The organism is Amycolatopsis sp. NPDC059027 (genome assembly GCF_042739735.1).
GTDB lineage: Bacteria > Actinomycetota > Actinomycetes > Mycobacteriales > Pseudonocardiaceae > Amycolatopsis.
On the sequence record NZ_JBHYIK010000003.1, the window covers coordinates 233,152 to 251,501 of the forward strand.

General features: G+C 69.5%; 21 protein-coding genes and 1 pseudogene. 6 read left to right on the forward strand and 16 right to left on the reverse strand.

What is annotated here, in order from left to right:
- Nucleotides 1-2: 2 nt before the first annotated feature.
- The 3 genes from ACFWY9_RS03600 to purS all read right to left on the reverse strand — a co-directional run bounded on the left by ACFWY9_RS03600 (nt 3) and on the right by purS (nt 1,515).
- Complete coding sequence (locus tag ACFWY9_RS03600) at nt 3-539, reverse strand: winged helix-turn-helix domain-containing protein (RefSeq protein WP_378338048.1); 537 nt, start codon at nt 537-539, stop codon at nt 3-5.
- A 62-nt stretch (nt 540-601) separates the two neighbouring features.
- A complete protein-coding gene (gene purQ / locus ACFWY9_RS03605) occupies nt 602-1,279 on the reverse strand; it encodes a phosphoribosylformylglycinamidine synthase subunit PurQ (protein ID WP_378329544.1) in 678 nt (225 codons plus the stop codon).
- On the reverse strand, nt 1,276-1,515 hold the full coding sequence (gene purS, locus ACFWY9_RS03610; protein WP_345395628.1) for a phosphoribosylformylglycinamidine synthase subunit PurS: 240 nt from the start codon (nt 1,513-1,515) through the stop codon (nt 1,276-1,278). The genes purQ and purS overlap by 4 nt, the downstream gene beginning before the upstream one ends.
- Nucleotides 1,516-1,608: 93 nt before the next feature.
- Between purS and ACFWY9_RS03615 the strand changes: the two genes are divergently transcribed.
- On the forward strand, nt 1,609-2,463 hold the full coding sequence (locus ACFWY9_RS03615) for a hypothetical protein (protein ID WP_378329543.1): 855 nt from the start codon (nt 1,609-1,611) through the stop codon (nt 2,461-2,463).
- Between the two features lie 82 nt (nt 2,464-2,545).
- Entirely contained in the window at nt 2,546-4,132 is a 1,587-nt protein-coding gene (locus tag ACFWY9_RS03620) for a GMC family oxidoreductase (RefSeq protein ID WP_378329542.1), read from the forward strand.
- A gap of 503 nt (nt 4,133-4,635) precedes the next feature.
- On the opposite strand, the gene ACFWY9_RS03625 is transcribed toward ACFWY9_RS03620, so the two are convergent.
- Together ACFWY9_RS03625 and ACFWY9_RS03630 are read right to left on the reverse strand one after the other, a co-directional pair.
- Nucleotides 4,636-6,132, reverse strand: a complete 1,497-nt coding sequence (locus ACFWY9_RS03625) for an aldehyde dehydrogenase family protein (RefSeq protein ID WP_378338049.1) — start codon at nt 6,130-6,132, stop codon at nt 4,636-4,638.
- 168 nt (nt 6,133-6,300) lie between these two features.
- A pseudogene (locus ACFWY9_RS03630) lies at nt 6,301-6,501 on the reverse strand (MFS transporter); the annotation flags it as partial.
- On the opposite strand from ACFWY9_RS03630, the gene ACFWY9_RS03635 reads away from it, so the two are divergent.
- Together ACFWY9_RS03635 and ACFWY9_RS03640 are read left to right on the forward strand one after the other, a co-directional pair.
- Nucleotides 6,467-6,598 carry a hypothetical protein gene (locus ACFWY9_RS03635; RefSeq protein ID WP_378338062.1) on the forward strand — a complete coding sequence of 44 codons (132 nt, stop codon included), beginning with the start codon at nt 6,467-6,469 and terminating at the stop codon, nt 6,596-6,598. The pseudogene ACFWY9_RS03630 and the gene ACFWY9_RS03635 sit on opposite strands and share 35 nt — an antisense overlap.
- A 32-nt stretch (nt 6,599-6,630) precedes the next feature.
- Nucleotides 6,631-7,266, forward strand: a complete 636-nt coding sequence (locus ACFWY9_RS03640; protein ID WP_378329538.1) for an MBL fold metallo-hydrolase — start codon at nt 6,631-6,633, stop codon at nt 7,264-7,266.
- A 15-nt stretch (nt 7,267-7,281) separates the two neighbouring features.
- Here ACFWY9_RS03640 and ACFWY9_RS03645 read toward each other — a convergent pair whose 3' ends face one another.
- Both ACFWY9_RS03645 and ACFWY9_RS03650 read right to left on the reverse strand, forming a co-directional pair.
- Complete coding sequence (locus ACFWY9_RS03645; protein ID WP_378329536.1) at nt 7,282-7,986, reverse strand: DUF2334 domain-containing protein; 705 nt, start codon at nt 7,984-7,986, stop codon at nt 7,282-7,284.
- A 131-nt stretch (nt 7,987-8,117) separates the two neighbouring features.
- Nucleotides 8,118-9,002 carry a phosphoribosylaminoimidazolesuccinocarboxamide synthase gene (locus ACFWY9_RS03650; protein WP_378338050.1) on the reverse strand — a complete coding sequence of 295 codons (885 nt, stop codon included), beginning with the start codon at nt 9,000-9,002 and terminating at the stop codon, nt 8,118-8,120.
- Between the two features lie 33 nt (nt 9,003-9,035).
- On the opposite strand from ACFWY9_RS03650, the gene ACFWY9_RS03655 reads away from it, so the two are divergent.
- A complete protein-coding gene (locus ACFWY9_RS03655; RefSeq protein ID WP_378338051.1) occupies nt 9,036-9,842 on the forward strand; it encodes an S-adenosyl-l-methionine hydroxide adenosyltransferase family protein in 807 nt (268 codons plus the stop codon).
- Here the strand turns inward: ACFWY9_RS03655 and ACFWY9_RS03660 are convergent.
- From ACFWY9_RS03660 to purB, 7 genes are all read right to left on the reverse strand, one after another.
- Nucleotides 9,725-10,609, reverse strand: coding sequence for an MOSC domain-containing protein (locus ACFWY9_RS03660; protein WP_378338052.1), 885 nt, complete (start codon nt 10,607-10,609; stop codon nt 9,725-9,727). The two genes, ACFWY9_RS03655 and ACFWY9_RS03660, sit on opposite strands and share 118 nt — an antisense overlap.
- A gap of 103 nt (nt 10,610-10,712) precedes the next feature.
- Nucleotides 10,713-11,453, reverse strand: coding sequence for an amino acid ABC transporter ATP-binding protein (locus ACFWY9_RS03665; RefSeq protein WP_378329584.1), 741 nt, complete (start codon nt 11,451-11,453; stop codon nt 10,713-10,715).
- Nucleotides 11,454-11,455: 2 nt separating this feature from the next.
- Entirely contained in the window at nt 11,456-12,220 is a 765-nt protein-coding gene (locus ACFWY9_RS03670; RefSeq protein WP_378338053.1) for an amino acid ABC transporter permease, read from the reverse strand.
- Entirely contained in the window at nt 12,221-13,000 is a 780-nt protein-coding gene (locus ACFWY9_RS03675) for an ABC transporter substrate-binding protein (protein WP_378338054.1), read from the reverse strand.
- An 8-nt stretch (nt 13,001-13,008) separates the two neighbouring features.
- A complete protein-coding gene (locus tag ACFWY9_RS03680; RefSeq protein ID WP_378329530.1) occupies nt 13,009-13,776 on the reverse strand; it encodes a transporter substrate-binding domain-containing protein in 768 nt (255 codons plus the stop codon).
- Nucleotides 13,777-13,780: 4 nt separating this feature from the next.
- A complete protein-coding gene (locus ACFWY9_RS03685) occupies nt 13,781-14,611 on the reverse strand; it encodes a substrate-binding periplasmic protein (protein WP_378338055.1) in 831 nt (276 codons plus the stop codon).
- 155 nt (nt 14,612-14,766) lie between these two features.
- Nucleotides 14,767-16,197: an adenylosuccinate lyase gene (gene purB, locus ACFWY9_RS03690; protein WP_378338056.1), complete on the reverse strand. Its 1,431-nt coding sequence runs from the start codon at nt 16,195-16,197 to the stop codon at nt 14,767-14,769.
- 59 nt (nt 16,198-16,256) lie between these two features.
- Between purB and ACFWY9_RS03695 the strand changes: the two genes are divergently transcribed.
- Nucleotides 16,257-17,240 carry a lactonase family protein gene (locus ACFWY9_RS03695; RefSeq protein WP_378338057.1) on the forward strand — a complete coding sequence of 328 codons (984 nt, stop codon included), beginning with the start codon at nt 16,257-16,259 and terminating at the stop codon, nt 17,238-17,240.
- Here the strand turns inward: ACFWY9_RS03695 and ACFWY9_RS03700 are convergent.
- Nucleotides 17,233-17,844 carry a TetR/AcrR family transcriptional regulator gene (locus tag ACFWY9_RS03700; protein ID WP_378338058.1) on the reverse strand — a complete coding sequence of 204 codons (612 nt, stop codon included), beginning with the start codon at nt 17,842-17,844 and terminating at the stop codon, nt 17,233-17,235. The two genes, ACFWY9_RS03695 and ACFWY9_RS03700, sit on opposite strands and share 8 nt — an antisense overlap.
- Before the next feature lie 37 nt (nt 17,845-17,881).
- A complete protein-coding gene (locus ACFWY9_RS03705; RefSeq protein ID WP_378338059.1) occupies nt 17,882-18,037 on the reverse strand; it encodes a hypothetical protein in 156 nt (51 codons plus the stop codon).
- Nucleotides 18,038-18,350: the final 313 nt, after the last annotated feature.

Genomic DNA, 18,350 nt, shown 5'->3' on the forward strand with positions numbered 1-18,350 from the left:
CGTTAGCCGACGGCGGTCACCGTCGCGAGTGGACGGTGACCGGCGTCGGCGAGCTCCACGTCGACCTGATCGGCGCCGTCGAACCGGTAGCCGACGCCGCGCACGGTGGTGATCGGCGCGATCACCGGTTCGAGCTTCCCCCGGATCTTGCGGACGTGGACATCGACCGTGCGCCCGCCGACGGTGCCCGGCAGCTCCCACACCTCGCGCAGGAGCGTCTCGCGGTCGAGCACCCGGTCGGGATGCGTGGCGAGGTAGAGCAGCAGGTCGAATTCGAGCCGGGTGAAGTCGAGGGCCTCGCCGTGCAGCAGCGCCCGCCGCGACAGGACGTGCAGCCGCAGCGGTCGTTCCACCGTCGGCCGCACGGTCGGCGGCGGGACCTCGAAGAGCAGCACCTCACCGGGTTCCGGACAGTCCCCGACGGCATTCTGGACGGCGGTGGCAACGCGGGCGGCGATGCCTGCCGCCCGCTCGTGGTCCGCGTCGACCCGGATCGCGAACGTCAGCTCGACGCGCGCCCGGGGCATGGCTCGGGTCATGGGCCCATGCCACCACCGTCACCGAACGTCGGTCAATCGGTTCCGCCTGGTGAGCGTCTCGCTCAGGCGTTCACCAGTGCGTCGACGGCGCTGTAGAACATGCCGAGGCCGTCGTCCGACGGTCCGGTCAGCGCGTCGATGGCGTGCTCCGGGTGCGGCATGAGACCGACCACGCGGCCGTTGGCGCTGCGGATCCCGGCGATGTCGTTGCGGGAGCCGTTCGGGTTACCGCCGACGTAGCGGAACACGACCCTGCCCTCGGCCTCCAGCTCGTCCAAAGTGGACTGCTCGGCCATGTAGCAGCCGTCGATGTTCTTCATCGGGATGAGGATCTCGGCGCCTTGCTCGTACCGGCTGGTCCACACCGTGCCGGTGTTCTCGACGCGCAGCCACTGGTCGCGGCAGATGAAGTGCAGGCCCGCGTTGCGGATCATCGCGCCGGGCAGCAGCCCCGCCTCGCACAGGATCTGGAACCCGTTGCAGATGCCGAGCACCGGCATGCCCTGGTGCGCGGCCTCGATCACCGACGTCATCACCGGCGCGTGGCGGGCGATCACCCCGGCACGCAGGTAGTCGCCGTAGGAGAAACCACCGGGGACGACGACCGCGTCGACGCCCTTGATGTCCTCGTCGGCGTGCCACAGCGGCACCGCCTCGGCCTCGGCGTAGCGGACTGCGCGGGCGGCGTCACCGTCGTCGAGGGTGCCGGGGAAGGTGACGACGCCGATCCGGGCGGTCACGCCTCCACCCGCCGGACCGTCCACTGCTCGATGACCGGGTTGGCCAGCAGGCCCTCGGCGATCTTGGCGAGCGTCTCGTCGTCGACGGAGTCGTCGACCTCGAGCTCGAAGTGCTTGCCCTGGCGAACCTCGGTGACGCCGCTGAAGCCCAGCCGCGGCAGCGCGCGGGCCACCACCTGGCCCTGCGGGTCGAGGATCTCGGGTTTCGGCATGACGTCGACGACGACTCGAGCCACGGCAGGCTGCTCCTTATTCACGCAGGTCGTGGGTACCGTCAGAGCGTACTTCACTAGCCTGGGCGCCTGACGGACCGGTATCGAGGGGGAGACATGAACCACCCGCCGCAGCAAGGCCCCTACCCGCCGCAGGGCCCTTATCCCCCGCAGGGCCGGCCGCCATACGGCCAGTACCCGCCTCCGCAGCCGCCGAAGAAGAAGTCGAAAGCCGGGCTGTGGATCGTCGTCGTGGCGGTCGTCGTGGTGCTCGGCGGTGCCTTCGCGTTCACCGGCTGGGTCACGCCGGGTTTCTTCAAGAAGAAGCTGGACACCACGTCGCAGGCGACACCGGAGCAGCTGGCACAGTCGTTCGCCAACGCGATCACCGAGCACGCGATGTTCGACCAGCTGTGGTGCAAGATCCGCTCGAAGCGGTCCTACACCGCCGAGCAGGCGTTCGCGGTGGCCAAGGACGAGGCGAAGCTGACCAACCCGGTGCATCCGACCGGCCAGCAGGAGCGGGCGGCGACGGTGACCGCGGGCCCGCTCAGCTACGGCCTCGCGATGATCCCCGGCAATCAGGGCTGGTGCGTGCGCGACGCCAAGGAGGGCGGGGAACCGGAGCCGCTGGCCAGCGCGTCGACGGACCCGAGGCCGAGGCCGGAAGTGAAGGACGGCGCGGACGCGGCCAACCAGTTCATCGCCGCCGTCAACGGGCGCGACATCCCGGCGGCGCTGTCGGTCATGTGCAAGGACGCGCCCGACACCACCCGCAGCGGCACCCAGCAGCTGATCAACGGCGAAGTGAAGCTCGTCGCGCAGTCGACGGACGTGCTGCGCACCGCGGGCCGGACGATCGTGCACGTCGACGCCAAGGTGGACGGCGTGCCGAGCCAGGGCCGCGTCGAAACCGATGACCGCGCGAAGGGAGGCCCGTGCGTCACCTCGTTCGACCCGTCGTCGGACTGACCCCTCTACCGGGGGCTTTGCGCGTAGGGTGAGCTGCGTCATGATGAGCTCTTGGCAGGGTGCCAATACCCCGGGAGGCAGCGTGGCCGAGCAGGACTCCTACGACTACGTCATCGTCGGCGCGGGCAGCGCGGGCTGCGTGCTGGCGAACCGGCTGAGCGAGGACCCCTCGGCCAGAGTCCTGCTGCTGGAGGCAGGCGGCGAGGACACCGCCGACGAGATCCACATCCCGGCCGCGTTCGCCGCGCTGTTCAAGACCAAATGGGACTGGAACTACGAGACGGTCGAGCAGAAGCACACCGGGAAGACGTCGTACTGGCCGCGAGGGAAGACGCTGGGTGGCTGTTCGTCGATCAACGCGATGATCTACATCCGCGGTAATCGTGCCGACTACGACGCCTGGCGCGATGAGCACGGCGCCGAGGGCTGGGGTTTCGACGACGTCCTGCCGTACTTCAAGCGTGCCGAGGGCAACCAGCGGTTCGGCGGTCCGCTGCACGGCACGGACGGGCCACTGCACGTCGAGGACCGGCGATTCACCCACGAGCTGTCCCACGCCTGGGTGGATTCGGCCGTGACGTGGGGACTCAAGCGCAACGACGACTTCAACGGCGAGACGCAGGACGGCGCCGGGCTCTATCAGGTGACCTGCAAGAAGGGCGCGCGCTGGTCCACAGCGGACGCCTACCTGCGCCCGGCGCTGACGCGGCCGAACCTGACCGTCCGCACCTGCGCACAGGCGACGCGCGTGGTGTTCTCGGGAACCCGCGCCACCGGTGTGTCCTATTTGGACGCAGGGGTTGAGAAGATCGCGCACGCGGCGGCCGAAGTACTGTTGTGCGGCGGCGCGATCAACTCGCCGCAGTTGTTGATGCTCTCGGGAGTCGGGCCCGCCGAGCACCTGCGGGAGTTCGGCATCGACGTCGTGGCCGCGCTGCCCGGCGTCGGCGAGAACCTGCACGACCACCCGGCATCTCCGGTCATCTGGTCCACCCGCGGCACGACGGATCTCGTCGACGCCGCGACGCCCGCCGGGCTCGTCCGGTACCAGCTGACCAAACGCGGCCCACTGGCGTCCAACGTGGGCGAGGCAGGCGGCTTCATGTCCACTATGGACGGAATGGCCGCGCCGAACATGCAGTTCCACGTCGCGCCGACGTTGTTCTACGACAACGGGTTGCGTGAGCCGACGGTGCCGGGCTTCACCTCGGCGACCACACTCGTCGACGTCGCGAGCCGCGGACGGCTGCGGCTGAAGTCGGCGAATCCCCTGTGGAAACCGCTGATCGACCCGGCGTACTACGCGGACCCGGCGGACATGGAGGCGACCCTCGCCGGCCTGCGGACGCTGATGGAGATCGCGAAATCCGGACCGCTGGCGCGTTTCCTGGACAAGCCGTTCCTCCCCGATCGGTCCGAACTGGACGAGGACGCGCTGATCGAGCACGTCCGGGCGAACACGCAGACGCTGTATCACCCGGTGGGCACCTGCTCGATGGGCAACGGGGAACAGGCTGTCGTCGATCCGGCTCTGCGGGTGCGCGGCGTGGACGGCCTGCGCGTCGTGGACGCCTCGATCATGCCGATCGTCCCGCGGGGCAACACGAACGCCCCGACGATCATGGTCGCAGAGAAGGCCGCCGACCTCATCCGGGCCGACGCCCGCTGAGACACCCCACTGCTCGGGTATCCCCCTCCCGCTCCGGGGGGCGACCCCAAGACCATTCTACCGCCGGGGTACGACAAAACCGGGTTCAAGATCAACAATGGCCGGAGTTGTCCACACCGGCGCAGGGCTGTGGACAACTGGAAGCGGATAGCTGACGAGAGGTCGCCGAGAGTGCGGCGGCCCTGTCTGTCGCGAACACTCCGTTCGGGACGCTGATCGTCGCGAACGCTCCGTTCGCGACACGTGAGCCGAGCCGTTCCGCCCCGACACGCTCCAGAGGTCCTGAAGGCGGGCCCCAAGGCGCGGAAGCCGAGGGACGCCCTGGACGCATCTGACGCACCGAGGGGCGCCCCCGGTGCATCCAACGCACCGAGGGACGCCCTTGTCGCAACCGCTCCGGCCCCGCCGCAGAGTCCACAAAGGACGCACGAGAAACAACGCGGGGGACCTCCCTGAGGCACTCTGGGTCCCTCGGGGAGGCCCCCACGGGCCTACCAGGCGAATCAGCGTTTTCCGTGCAGCACGGTAATCAGCTTCGCCACCAGCGCGTCCGTGGAAGGCTTGCGGCTGAAGGAAGTCAGCATCATCGGCGGCGCGAAGCGCTGCCGGGCGATGGCCTTGGACCGCGCGAACTCCCGCAGCCCCTCCGGCCCGTGGATCCGCCCGAAGCCGGAGTCGCCCACACCACCGAACGGCAGCGACGCGACGCCCGCGAACGAGAGCGGCGCGTTGATCGCGGTCATGCCGGTGCGCAGCCGCTGAGCCAGTTCGAGGCCGCGCGACTTCGAGAACACCGTCGAGCCGAGGCCGTACTTGGTGTCGTTGGCCTTCTCGACCGCCTCGTCCATGTCGCGCACCTTCGCGATGGTGACGGTCGGGCCGAAGGTTTCCTCGCGGACCGCCTCGGAATCCTCGGGGACGTCGACGAGCACGGTCGGCTGGACGTACCGGTCGCCGACGGCGTCGACCCCGCCGAGCACGGCCTTCCCGCCGCGCGCCAGCGCGTCCGCGATGTGCTTGCGGATCACCCCGAGCTGCGAGGGCATGGTGACCGGGCCGTACTGCGCGGCCTCGTCCGAGCCCGCCCGAATGTCCTTCGACTTCTCGACGACCTTGCGCACGAACTCGTCGTGCACCCGCTCGTGGACGTAGACCCGCTCGACGCCGATGCAAGTCTGACCCGAGTTCGAGAAGGCGCCCCATACCGTCGCGTCCGCCGCGGCGTCGAGGTCGGCGTCGGCGTCCACCAGCACGGGGTCCTTGCCGCCCGCCTCGATGACCACCGGGGTCAGCGTCTGGGCGGCCGCGGCCATGATCTTCTTGCCGGTCGCGGTCGAGCCGGTGAAGGCGATCTTGTCGACACCCGCGCCGACCAGCGCCGCGCCGGTCTCGCCGAAGCCGGTGATCAACTGCAGCACCGGGTGCTCCGGGACGACCTCCGCGAACGCGTCGACCAGCCACTTCCCGACGCCAGGGGTGTACTCGCTCGGCTTGAAGACGACCGCGTTCCCCGCCGCAAGCGCGTAGGCGATGGAGCCGAGCGGCGTGAACACCGGATAGTTCCACGGTCCGATCACGCCGACGACGCCCAGCGGCTGGTACTCGACCGTCGCCGCCTGGTTCGCCATCAGCAGCCCGGCGGGACGCCGCTGTTTGCCGAGGTACTTGCGCGCGTGCTTGCTCACCCAGGCGATGTGCTCGATCGCGAGGACGCTCTCCAGCTGCGCGTCGGCGATGGGTTTGCCGGTCTCGTCGCGCACGACCTGGCACAGCTGCGGCAGGCGGCGCGTCAGCACGCCCTTCCACTGGCGCAGCCGCTCACCACGGCCCGCGTAGCCGAGGCCGGCCCACCATTCGGCGGCCGCCCGCCCGCGTTCGACCGCGGCCTTCACCTCTTCCGCGGTGTTGACCGGGTAGGTCCCGACCACCTCGTCGGTCGCGGGGCTCAGCGAGTCGAAGGTTTCGCCGACCGAGGTCGGCTTGGGCTGCACGGCGGTCATCGGCGTCACTCCCGTGGTATCGACGTAAGGCCCAGGCTACGACGTTACTGACGCAGTGCCAACAGTTCGCCGGGGCCGGGTACCCAGCATGACAACGATGATCGCCGCGGAAAAGGTACCGAACAACGGCGTGAGCCGGAGCGGGAGCACGCCGACGCCGAGCGAGCCGAGCCCGAACCCGGCCGCGACCAGCAGGAGCAGCAGCACCGGCAGGCCACGTGACGGACCTACCCGGTCGAGCAGCCGGCCGATCGGCACCGCGCCGCCGGTTTCCGCGACCACGTACACCGCCATCATCACGCCGCCGAACCGGTACGACCCTGTCGTGGCCGTGGTGAGCACCGTGAACGCCAGCGTCGAACTGCCCAAAGTGGACTCGGAGCCGAACGGCCCGGCGGCCGCGCGGCGGGGCAGGGAAGTCCGCTACCGGCGCACCGAACTTGGCGGCGCCCTCATCCGGGCATAGGGTGGAAGGCGACGATCCTAAGGAGAATCCTGATGCGAATTGTCCACTTTGGACATTCTTGCGTGCTGCTGGAGACCGACGGCGCACGGATCCTGATCGACCCGGGCACGTTCTCCGCCGGCTTCGAAGGCGAACGCGAACTCGACGCGATTTTCGTTACCCACCAGCACTTCGACCACCTCGACGTCGAGCGGCTGCCCGCGCTGCTGGAGGCCAACCCCGGCGCGAAACTCGTCATCGACCCCGGTTCCGTCGAGACCGTGCGGAAGACGGGCGCGACGTTCGAGGTCGCCAAACCGGGCGACGCGTTCGAAATCGGGCGCAGCACGGTGAACGTCGTCGGCGGTGAGCACGCGGTGATCCACAGCGACATCCCGGTGATCCCGAACGTCGGCTACGTGGTCGACCACGGCGCGTTCTACCACCCCGGCGACTCGTTCTTCGTGCCCGAGCAGAAGATCGACGTGCTCGGCCTGCCCACCGGCGCCCCGTGGCTCAAGGCGGGCGAGGCGGTGGACTACCTGCGGGCGGTGGCACCCCGCACGGCCGTGCCGATCCACGAGGCCGTGCTGGCGAATCCGGCCCTGCACTACGGGTTGTTCGGCAACCTCGCGCCCGAGGGCACCGAAGTGAAGGTGCTCGACCGCGCCGAGCCCACCACCGTCTGACGTCAGGCTGTCCTGTCAAACACCGACGCGGCGGAGCGCGCCATAGGTTGAGCCGAAAGCCCGGTTCTCCAGCGCGACATCGACCGCGTCGAGCAATGCCTGGCGCAGACCGGGACGCGCGAGATCGGCGGCCTCGACTCCCAGGCGGACGAGGCCGCCTCTCCGCGCCGCCCTGGCGCTCGCGAGCACGAGCGCGAAGCAGCGCACGGTTTCGGTGCGCTGGGACTGGCTGCTGAACTCCAGGACCCGTGAGCGCCAGGATTCACCGCTTTCCAGGTCCCGCACCGAAACCAGGTCCGCGCACAACGTGAAACCGTGTTCCGCCAACGCCTGGAGCGTGCCCTGCGACGCGATCCAGCGCGGCGGCGCGAACCCGTCGACGGCGAGCCCGGTGCCCTCGAGTGCTGCCTTCGCGGCGATCAGCCGCAGCCGCGCCTCGTGTGCGGGCAGTGCCGCGAACTCAGCTTTCTTGCCGAGGTGGACAGTCCGATGGGTAGGCGTGACGCGATGGTCGTATCCGTGCAGGAGCACGGAATCACCGGCCTTCGCGCGGACTCGCGTCCACTCCGTCACCGGACCGTCGCCGGTCCTCGCCGCATACAGGACCGACAGCGGCACCTTGCGTCGTTCCAGCTCGGCCGCGAGGTCGGCGCAGCGATGCAGTGTCCGCGGTGTGATCCCGGACAGCGATACGAGCAAACGAGCGTCCACGCTGCCCATTGGGCCGGACCCCGGTGGCGACCGCCTGACCACGCCGTGAACTGCACCGAACGGTCCGACGACGGTTGCGGAGGCGTTCACCCGGCTGGGTCAACGCGGACCGTTTTCCGGTGGATTGCCCGGCGCGAAGGTCAGCCCGGCCAGTCCGCCAGTGAGAGCCCGGTGATGCGCTCGTAGGCCTCGACGTAGCGGGCGCGAGTGGCGGCGACGACGTCGTCCGGCAAGGGCGGCGGCTGGGTGTTGGACGCGCGGTCCCAGCCGGAGGCCGGGCCGGTGAGCCAGTCGCGGACGTACTGCTTGTCGAACGACGGTTGCGTGCGACCGGGCGCGTAGCCGTCCACGGGCCAGTAGCGCGAGGAGTCCGGGGTCATCACTTCGTCCCCCAGGACGAGAGCACCGCTCTCGTCCTGGCCGAACTCGAACTTCGTGTCGGCCAGCAGGATTCCGCGCTCCGCGGCGAGGTCGGCGCCTCGCCGGTAGATCGTCAGGGTGGCCTCGCGGACCCGTTCGGCCAGCTCGCGGCCGATGGTGGCGGCGGCCGCGTCGAACGTGACGTTCTCGTCGTGCTCGCCGAGTTCCGCCTTCGTCGCCGGGGTGAAGATCGGCTCGGGCAGCTTCGCGGACTCCGCCAGCCCGGCGGGCAGTTCGACGCCACACACCGCGCCGGTGCGCCGGTAGTCGGCGAACCCGGAGCCGGTGAGGTAACCGCGGGCGACGGCCTCGACGGGCAGCATCTTCAGCCGCCGCACCAGCAGCGCGCGGCCGCGGACCTCGGCGGGGATGCGCGGGTCGTCGTAGGCGACGAGGTGGTTCGGCATGACGTCGGCGAGCTGGGTGAACCAGAAGACGCTCATCGCCGTGAGCACCCTCCCCTTGTCCGGGATGGGCGTGTCCAGCACGAAGTCGTAGGCGGAGATCCGGTCCGAGGTGACCAGCAGCAGATGGTCGTCGTCGACCGCGTACAGTTCGCGGACCTTGCCTGCGGAGATCTTCGGGTAATCGGCGAGCGTCGTCACCGCAGCACCCTAACCCGCGCGATGATGCAGGTCATGACGTACCGGTGGATCTCGTTCACGACCGACTACGGCCTGCGAGACGGGTTCGTGGCGGCCTGCCGCGGGGTGATCGCGCGGCTCGCGCCCGACGTCCAGATGATCGACGTCACCCACGAGGTGCCGCCGCAGCAGATCCGGCACGGCGCGACGGCGCTGGCGCAGACCGTGCCCTACCTGCCCGAAGCGGTGCATCTCGCGGTGGTCGACCCCGGAGTCGGTACCGCCCGGCGCGGCGTTGTCGTCGTCGCGCAGCGGGGGCTGCTCGTCGGGCCGGACAACGGGTTGTTGCTTCCCGCGGCATCGGCGCTCGGCGGCGTCGTCGAGACTTTCGAGCTGTCCGAGCCTTCGCTGCGGCTCCCCGAGACATCGGCCACTTTCCACGGCCGCGACATCTTCGCCCCCGCTGCCGCGCATCTCGCGCTGGGCGTGGCGCCGTCGGAGTTCGGCGAGCGAGTGCCCGATCCGGTGACATTGGCGGACCCGCTCGTCGCCGCGTTCCCGGGAAAGCTGGTCGCGGAGGTCGTGACGGTGGACCACTTCGGCAACGTCCAGCTCGCCGCGAGTCCCGCCGACCTGGCGCTGACCGAGCTGACCGGCGCGGTGTCGGTGCACAGCGCGCGGGTCGCGGTGCGGGCGGTGGTGGGCCGGACGTTCGGGGACGTGCCGCGGGGCGAGGCGGTGCTCTACACCGACTCGGCAGGCCGGCTCGCGGTCGCGATCAACGGTGGCTCGGCGGCCGCGACGCTGGGCCTCGGCCCGGCCCAGGAGTGCACGATCACCTCGTCGCCGACGGTGAGCTGACCGGGCTTCGTGACGGCGGCCTTCATCCCGAACGTCACGCCGCCGTCGGGATCGCGGCGGTAGGTGGCGAGCGTGCGGATCGGCTCGGGACCGGACTTCACGCCGGTCTCCTGGTCGACCATCGGCACCGAACACCGCACACACGGCTTCGCGTAGCCGAATTCGGCGCTCCCGGCCCGCATCGCGCGGACGTCGTCCTCGGTGTGCGGTGTTTCCCAGCCCGCCACGACGATGTTGGGGCGGAAGCGATCCATCGGCACCGGCTCACCGCCCCGCGACGCGATCCTCTCGTTGAGACTGTCCAAAGAGGACTCGCTCGTGACGAGGAGCGCGTGCCCGTCGGCGAAGGCCGCGGTGCCGGGCGTCTCTCCGCTCGTGACGCGCTCGTGGTCCGGCGCGACGCCGACGAGAATCGATTCGGCTCGGAGCAGCGTCGAGAACCAGTCCTGTGCCTCCTTGCCCTGGTGAACGGCGTCGCCGTGCCAGCTGAAGGTGGACGCGGGGTGCCGTGGGCCGTCTTTCCGGATGTCGACTTCGAGGTCTTCGAGCCCGGGCGCGGACAGTTCAAGGGTTCCGTCGCCGGTGAGGCGGGGACGGACGGTGGCGAGGGCGGCGAACTTGCGCTGACTGCGGAAGTCACCGCCGGGCGCGGCGATCATGAAGGCGCGGTCGTGTGTCAGCCCGGCCTCGGTGACCACCGCCGTGTCCACCGAGGTCCCGGCGCATCCCTTGACCGGGTAATACGTCAGCCGCGCGATTCTCGCCATGATCGCAGGTTACCTGTCGGCGAGGTGGCCCCCATGTCCCGAATGCTCCGTTCGAGACGTTCAACGTCCCCCATGGGGCATTCGGGACATGCCGGAAGCCTGGTCAGAGCACCTGCGAGAGGAAGCGTTGCAGGCGCGGGCTCTGCGGGTTGTCGAAGATCTCGGCGGGCGGGCCCTGTTCGACGATCTTGCCGCCGTCCATGAAGGCGACCTCGTCGGCGACACTGCGGGCGAAGCCCATCTCGTGGGTCACGACCAGCAGGGTCAGGCCGCGTTCGGCGAGACCGGCCATCAGGTTCAGGACGCCCTTGACCAGCTCGGGGTCCAGTGCGCTGGTGGCCTCGTCGAACAGCATGACCTCGGGCTCCATCGCCAGCGCCCGCGCGATCGCGACCCGCTGCTGCTGGCCACCCGAGAGCGCGCTCGGCCGGTACGGCGCCTTGTCCGCCAGGCCGACGTCCTCCAGCCGCGCACGGGCGATCGCCGCCGCCTCCTCCTTGCCGAGGCGCTTGACGCTGCGCAGCGGCAGGACGATGTTGTCCAGCACGCTCCGATGCCCGAACAGGTTGAAGTGCTGGAACACCATGCCGACCCGCTGCCGCAGCACGTCCGGGTCCGCGGAGATGACGCTCTCGTCGTTCAGCAGCAGATCGCCGCGGTCCGGCTCCTGCAGCCGGTTCACGCACCGCAGCAACGTCGACTTGCCCGAACCCGACGGCCCGATGATGCAGGTCGTCTTCCCCTTCTCGACGCGAAGATCCACCCCGCGCAGGACCTCCAGGGTCCCGAACTTCACGTGGATGTCGCGCAGCTCGACGCTCGACGAGCGCACCGGCGCACGCACGCTCACTGGGGAACACCTCCACCCGAATAGTTGGCCGGGGTGTACTCCGTGCTGGGATCCACGGTGTCGACCTTCTTCCCGGTCCGCAGCTTCTTGTCGATGTAGTTCACCAGGTGCGTCAGCGGAATCGTGATCACCAGGTACACGAACCCGGCCGCGACCAGCGGCGACAGGTTCCCGGTGTTCGCCGCGAGGTCCTGCCCGATCCGGAACAGCTCGCGCTGCTCGGGCAGCAGGCCGAGGAAGTACACCAGGCTGGAGTCCTTGATCAGCGAGATGAACTGGTTCACCAGCGCGGGCAGCACTCGCCGCACGCCCTGCGGGATGACGACCAGCGCCATCGCCTTGGTGTAGCTCATCCCCAGCGCGCGGCTGGCTTCCAGCTGTCCTTTTTCGACACTCTGGATGCCGGACCGGAAGATCTCGCCGATGTAGGCCGCCGCGATCAGGCTCAGCGCCAGGATGCCCAGCGGATACGGGTTCGTGCCGACGATGTCGCGCGCGAGCGTGCCGAGGCCCTGGCCGATCACGAGGATCGTCAGGATCGCCGGCAGGCCACGGAAAATGTCCGTGTACACCCGCGCGGGCCAGCGCAGCCACTTTTTCGCAGACAGGCCCATCACCGCGACCACCATGCCCAGCAGGGTGCCGATCACCGCCGAAACCACGGCGAGGATCAGGGTGTTCCAGATGCCCGTCTTGAGCAGATCAGGGAAGACCTGCCAGATGTATTCCCAGTTGAGAAAGGTGTTGAAGAACTGATCCATTTACTTGCTGACCTTGAAGTCGGCGGGAATCGGCGTATTCGGTTCGAACTGCTTGAACAGTTTCTCCCACGTGCCGTCCGCGACGACCTGCTTGATCCCGTCGTTGAGCTTGTTCAGGAGTTCGGTGTTCCCGTGCTTCACCGCGTAGCCGTGCGGGATGTTGGTGGTGATGACCTTCGCCACCTTGAACTTGGCGTCCACATTGGACTTCGCGTAGTCCTCGGCCGACGCCTGGTCGAACACCGCACCGTCCACACCGGACGTCTTGAGCGCGCTGACCACCGCGGCGTCGTTGGGGAAGCGGACCGGCTGCGCCGTCGGCGCGTTGGCTGCCAGCCAGGTGTCCGAAACCGTGCCCTGGACGACGCCGATCCGCTTGCCCGCCAACGAGTTCTCGTCGGTGATCGGGGCGCCTTCCTTGATCTCGATGCCCAGCGACTGGTAGTTGTACGGCGCCGAGAAGTCCACCGTCTTCTTCCGCGCGTCGGTCTGCGCGATGCCCGCGCTGCCGATGTCGTACGTACCGTTCGCGACCTGGCCGAGCAGCGCCGAGAAGTCGGTCGCGACGAACTCCACCTTGAGGTTCACCTTGGCCGCGATGGCCCGGAGCAGCTCGTTGTCCAGACCGGTGTAGTTGCCGTTCTCCTGATAGGCGTTCGGCCGGGAGTCGCTCAGCGTGCCGACCCGCAACGTCTTGCCCTCGGAGCCACCACCGCCGCCGCACGCGGTGAGCGCGGCCAGCAGTGTCGCGGCTACCGCCGTGACCAAAGTCTTCCTCATGTCACTCCTCAGCTTCCAAACCCGGTCGGCACCGGAGCGGTCGGCAGGAACTGCTGATGGAGCTTAAGCCACGTACCGTCCTTGATCACCTGCTTGAGCCCGTCGTTCAGCTTCGTCAGCAGGTCGGCGTTGCCCTTGCGGACGGCGAAACCGTGCGGCACGTCGGTGGTGAAGCTCTTCACGACCGCGAGTTTCGCGTCCGGGTTCTCGGTGACGTTCTTCTCGGCGATGCTCTGGTCCAGCACGTACGCGTCGACGGCCCCGGTCTTCAGCGCGGTCAGCGCGGCGGCGTAGTCGGGGAACCGCACCGGCTGCGCGTCCGGCACCGTACTGGTCAGCCACTTGTCGCCAACGGTCGCCTGGATCACCGCGACCCGCTTGCCCGACAGGCCCTTCTCTTCAGTGATCGGGCTGCCCTGCTTCGTCTGGATGCTCATCGTCTCGAAGTCGTAGGCATCCGAGAAGTCGACGGTCTTCTTGCGTTCCTCGGTCTGCGCGATCGCCGAGCTGGCGATGTCGTAGCGGCCAGACGAAACCTGGCCGAGCAGCGAAGAGAACTCGGTCGCGGAGAACTCCAGCTTGAGGTTCTTCTTCGCCGCGATGGCACGGAGCAGCTCGTTGTCGAACCCGGTGTACGCGCCGTCCTTGACGAACACGTTCGGCGGCGCGTCACCGAGGGTGCCGACCCGGAGGGTGTCGGAGGCGTCGCCCGAACCGCAGGCACTGAGCGTCGCGACCAGCCCGGCTGCCAGCGTGGCGAGCAGGATCTTCTTCACGACGTCACACTCCGGGGTTGGTCACGGGGAGGCCGGCGCCGCCCTGTTCGAGTTCGGGCGCCACCGGGGCCTGCTTGAAGAACTGCGCGTGCAGCCGCGCGACCGTGCCGTCCGCGATCGCCTTGGCGATGCCGTCGTTCAGCTTCGCGATCAGGTCCTTGTTGGTCTTCGCGACGGCGTAGGCCGACGGCGTGTCCTTGTTCGGCTGGGTGAAGCCGAACTCCAGCGGCACGGCCGGGTTCTGGTCGAGATACTGCTGGCCGATGTCCTTCGGCACCACCCAGCCGTCCAGCGTGCCGTTCTTCAGCTGCGCGAAACCGGCGTTGTAGTCCGGGAACCGGACCACGTTCGCACCGGCGATCTTCCCGGCGAACTCGTCCTGGACCGAGGCCTGGACCACGCCGAGCCGCTTCCCGGCGAACGCGGCCGGGTCCTTGAGGTTCGCGTCCTTCTTGGTCACGATCGTGGTGTAGCCGACGTCGTAGCCGTTGGTGAACGCGACGGTCTTCTTGCGCGCATCGGTGGTCGAGATGGTCGAGCTGCCGATGTCGAACTTGCCGTTCGCGACGCTGGCGAGCAGGCCTGCGAACTCCGTGCCGACGAACTCGACCTCGAACCCCTCGCGCTTGGCGATGTCGCGCAGCAGCTCGTTGTCGTACCCGGTGAAGGTGCCGTTCTGCAGGTAGATCGACGGCGGCGCGTCACTCAGCGTGCCCACCCGCAGCGTCTTCTTGTCCGTGCCGGAGGCGCCCGACGACGAGCCGCAGGCCGCGAGGCTCAGCGCGAGCGCTCCGGTGGTGACGACGGCGGCAATTCTCGACAGCGTGGATCTCATCGCTTCTTCCGTGGGTAGGCGCGCGCATGCGCGATACAACACGCCAGGCCGCGGGGTAGGCGGCCCGGCGCTCCGGTTTCCAGCGGTCGAGATTAGGGATTTCGCCCGTTCGAGTAATTCCGTCTCACTCTGTGAACGGTTTCAGGTGCCCTTGCTCACAGGATGGGCTGAGGCGCATACTCGCGCGCCTCCGGGAAGCGCTCCAGCACCGCTTCGACCCGCCGCGCGACCTCCTCGACCTGGCGCGGCGCGACCCCGGTGAACGAGATCCGGTCGGCGAGCAGCTTGTCCAGCTCACCGCGGTCCAGCGGGATGCGCTCGTCGGCGGCGAGCCGGTCCAGCAGATCGTTCTCGGCCAGCCCGCGCTCGCGCATTTCCAGCGCGACGGCGACGGCGTTCTCCTTGATCGCCTCGTGCGCGGTCTCCCGGCCGACCCCGGCCCGCACCGACGCCATGAGCACCTTCGTGGTGGCGAGGAACGGCAGGTAACGGTCCAGTTCGCGTTCGACCACCGCGGGGAAGGCGCCGAACTCGGCGAGCACCGTGAGGAACGTCTCCAGCAGGCCGTCGAGCGCGAAGAACGCGTCCGGCAGCGCGACCCGGCGGACCACGGAGTCGGAGACGTCGCCCTCGTTCCACTGGTCGCCGGCGAGTTCGCCGATCATCGACAGGTACCCACGCAGCACGACGGCGAGGCCGTTGACCCGCTCACAGGAACGCGTGTTCATCTTGTGCGGCATCGCCGACGAGCCGACCTGGCCGGGCTTGAAGCCCTCGGTGACCAGCTCGTGCCCCGCCATCAGCCGGATCGTCTTGGCCAGGCTCGACGGCGCGGCCGCCAGCTGGACCACAGTGGACAGTACGTCGAAGTCGAGCGACCGCGGATAGACCTGGCCGACGCTGACGAATCCTTGTTTGAAGCCGAGATGCTCGGCCACCCGCGACTCCAGTGCGTCCAAAGTGGACTCATCGCCGAGCAGGTCGAGCATGTCCTGCGCGGTGCCGACCGGGCCCTTGATGCCCCGCAGCGGGTACCGCTCGATCAGGTTGTCCAGCCGGGCGAACGCGACGAGCAGTTCGTCGGTGGCGGTGGCGAACCGCTTGCCCAGCGTGGTCGCCTGCGCGGCGACGTTGTGCGAGCGACCGGCCATCACCAGGTCGGCATGCTCGACGGCGAGTGCCGCCAGCCGCGAGAGCACCGCGGCGACGCGGGTCCGCATCAGCTCGAGGGAACGCAGCAGCTGCAGCTGTTCGACGTTCTCGGTGAGGTCCCGCGAAGTCATTCCCTTGTGGACATGCTCGTGCCCGGCCAGCGCGTTGAACTCCTCGATCCTGGCCTTGACGTCGTGCCGTGTGACGCGCTCGCGGGCGGCGATCGAATCGAGGTCGACCCGCTCCAGCACCCGCTCGTAGTCGGCGACGACGCCGCTCGGCACCGCGACCCCGAGGTCGGCCTGCGCGCGGAGCACGGCGAGCCACAGCTCGCGCTCCAGCACGACCTTGCGCTCCGGCGACCACAGCGAGACCAGCTCGGTGGAGGCGTAGCGGGCGGCGAGCACGTTCGGAATGCGGGGCTTGTCCGTCACGACCTCACGATACTCGGCGTGCTTGCGTCCAGCCGCAGGCGGCCGGAACACTCGGCGCCATGGATCTTGTCCTCGTAGGTGGCTACGGGCCCACCGGCATCGTGATCTTCCGCCGCTCGGCCACCGGCCAGCTGACCCACGCGGGGACACTGCCGATGGAGTCGCCGTCCTGGCTGACCCGGCACCCGGCGCTGCCGATGCTGTATGCGGCCAACGAAACCGCGGACGGCGCGATCACGTCGGTCCGTATCGAGGACTCCGGCACGCTCATCGCGCTGGACACCGTCGACAGCGGCGGCGCCGACCCGTGTCATCTCGCGGTCACCCAGGACGGCCGATTTCTGTTGTGCGCCAACTATTCCAGCGGCAGCCTCGCGGTGTTCGGGCTCGACAGCGACGGACGGATCACCGGCCGGACGGATCTGGTGCGGCACATCGGACGCGGCCCGGCGGAGGGCAGGCAGGACAGTGCCCACGTGCACATGGCGGTGCCGGGCATCGACGATCTCGGCACGATCGTCAGCGCGGTCGACCTCGGCACCGACGAAATCCGCAGCTACCGGCTCTCCCCGGAGGGAAAGCTCCATGAGTTCGCAGTCTCGACGGTGCCCTCCGGCACCGGACCGCGACAGCTGATCCGGCGGCCCGGGACGGATCTCGCCTACGTCGTGGGCGAGCTGGCGGGGACGCTGGTCACGATGCGCGAGATCAGGCCCGGCGCGTTCGAGGTCGTTGCGGTCACGCCGTCGACGCACGCCGCGGACACCACACCGAACCTGGTCGCGCACGTGGAGCTGGACGGCGACCGGCTGTACCTGTCCAGTCGCGGACCGGACTGCGTCACGGAGTTCACCCTCGACCCGGCGGCCCTCGCGGTCACCGACCATCCGAGCGGCGCCGAGCCACGCCATTTCGCACTGGCCGACGGGATGTGCTTCGTGGCCGCGCAGAACGACGACGCGATCACCGTGTTCCCGCTCGACGGCTCCGGCGAACCGGCGCGCTATCCGACCCCCCGGCCCAGCTGCGTGCTGTTCAGCTGACCCCGGCGTTCTCGGTCAGCGCGGTGCGCAGCATGCGTGCCACCGCGGCGCGCGGATCGGGGTCGACCTCGATCAGCGCGTTGACCACGGCGCCGTCGACCAGCGCGACCAGTTTCTCCAGCTCGGCGTCGGTCACCGGGGTCCCGGACCTGGTGAACGTCTCCATCAGCAGCTCTTTGAACTGCTCGCTCAGCGTCCGCATGATCGGCCGCAGGTACTTCCGGCGGCCGGTGGCGACCAGCCGCTCGTACCGCAGCAGCACCGCCTCGGCGTCGGTCTCGGGATCCCCGGTGGCGGGCCCGAGCAGCATGTCCAGCGCCAGCTCGATGGTCGCCTGGACCCCGCGGTTGCGGGTGGCCATCTCCTCCAGCCGACGACGCCCGGCGGCGAGTTCGATCCGGGAGTGGTGCTCGACGGCGGTGGTGACGAGGTCTTCGAGCGAGTCGAAGTAGTACGTCGTGGAGGCAAGGGGCAGGCCGGCGCGTTCGGCGACCGCGCGGTGGCGCACGGCGTCGAATCCGCCTTCGGCCAGCAGCTCCGCCGCCGCCTCGGCGAGCGCGGTGCGCCGGCGTTCACCCTTGGGCGTGGTGGCAGCAGCGGTCATGGGCCTTCATTGTGCCAGCTCCGCCCGCAGCACCCGGTCAGAACCGCGCGGCGAGGTCACCCGCGATGCGGCCGAGGTCACCCGCGAAGGGGACCGGCCGCCCCGGCGTCCCCGCGACGCTGATCAGCACCACCGTCCCGCCGCTACGGGCCGGAAGCCGCGTGATCGACGCACCCGCGGGCTGCCGCGGCACTTCGGCCGGGATTCCGGCGGGGAAAACCGCGGCGGAGATGATGCCGTCGGCCAGCGGGAACCCCGCGGCCCGGGCGCCCGTCGTACAGGCGCCGCCCGGTGAAGCCCCATCGGCGGCAACAGGGACCGGGAGCTCGCCAGCGACGGGGGGGGGGCGGGCCCCGGAGTCCCGGTCGGACCCCGGGGTGGCGTCAGCCCCCGGGGCCGGGCAACCCCCGCGCGCCGCCGCGGCGGGCGGGGGGGGGGGGGGGGGGGGGTGGGGGTGGGCGCCCCCCCCCGCCGAACTCGCCGCGTCCCAGTCGGCCCTCGTCGAC

Bases quoted from the DNA above. Each gene is read 5' to 3' on its own strand.
- ACFWY9_RS03600 (WP_378338048.1), bottom strand. From the start codon at position 539: ATGACCCGAGCCATGCCCCGGGCGCGCGTCGAGCTGACGTTCGCGATC.
- ACFWY9_RS03615 (WP_378329543.1), top strand. From the start codon at position 1,609: ATGAACCACCCGCCGCAGCAAGGCCCCTACCCGCCGCAGGGCCCTTAT.
- ACFWY9_RS03625 (WP_378338049.1), bottom strand. From the start codon at position 6,132: ATGACCGCCGTGCAGCCCAAGCCGACCTCGGTCGGCGAAACCTTCGAC.
- ACFWY9_RS03640 (WP_378329538.1), top strand. From the start codon at position 6,631: ATGCGAATTGTCCACTTTGGACATTCTTGCGTGCTGCTGGAGACCGAC.
- ACFWY9_RS03645 (WP_378329536.1), bottom strand. From the start codon at position 7,986: ATGGGCAGCGTGGACGCTCGTTTGCTCGTATCGCTGTCCGGGATCACA.
- ACFWY9_RS03655 (WP_378338051.1), top strand. From the start codon at position 9,036: ATGACGTACCGGTGGATCTCGTTCACGACCGACTACGGCCTGCGAGAC.
- ACFWY9_RS03660 (WP_378338052.1), bottom strand. From the start codon at position 10,609: ATGGCGAGAATCGCGCGGCTGACGTATTACCCGGTCAAGGGATGCGCC.
- ACFWY9_RS03670 (WP_378338053.1), bottom strand. From the start codon at position 12,220: ATGGATCAGTTCTTCAACACCTTTCTCAACTGGGAATACATCTGGCAG.
- ACFWY9_RS03675 (WP_378338054.1), bottom strand. From the start codon at position 13,000: ATGAGGAAGACTTTGGTCACGGCGGTAGCCGCGACACTGCTGGCCGCG.
- ACFWY9_RS03685 (WP_378338055.1), bottom strand. From the start codon at position 14,611: ATGAGATCCACGCTGTCGAGAATTGCCGCCGTCGTCACCACCGGAGCG.
- ACFWY9_RS03695 (WP_378338057.1), top strand. From the start codon at position 16,257: ATGGATCTTGTCCTCGTAGGTGGCTACGGGCCCACCGGCATCGTGATC.
- ACFWY9_RS03700 (WP_378338058.1), bottom strand. From the start codon at position 17,844: ATGACCGCTGCTGCCACCACGCCCAAGGGTGAACGCCGGCGCACCGCG.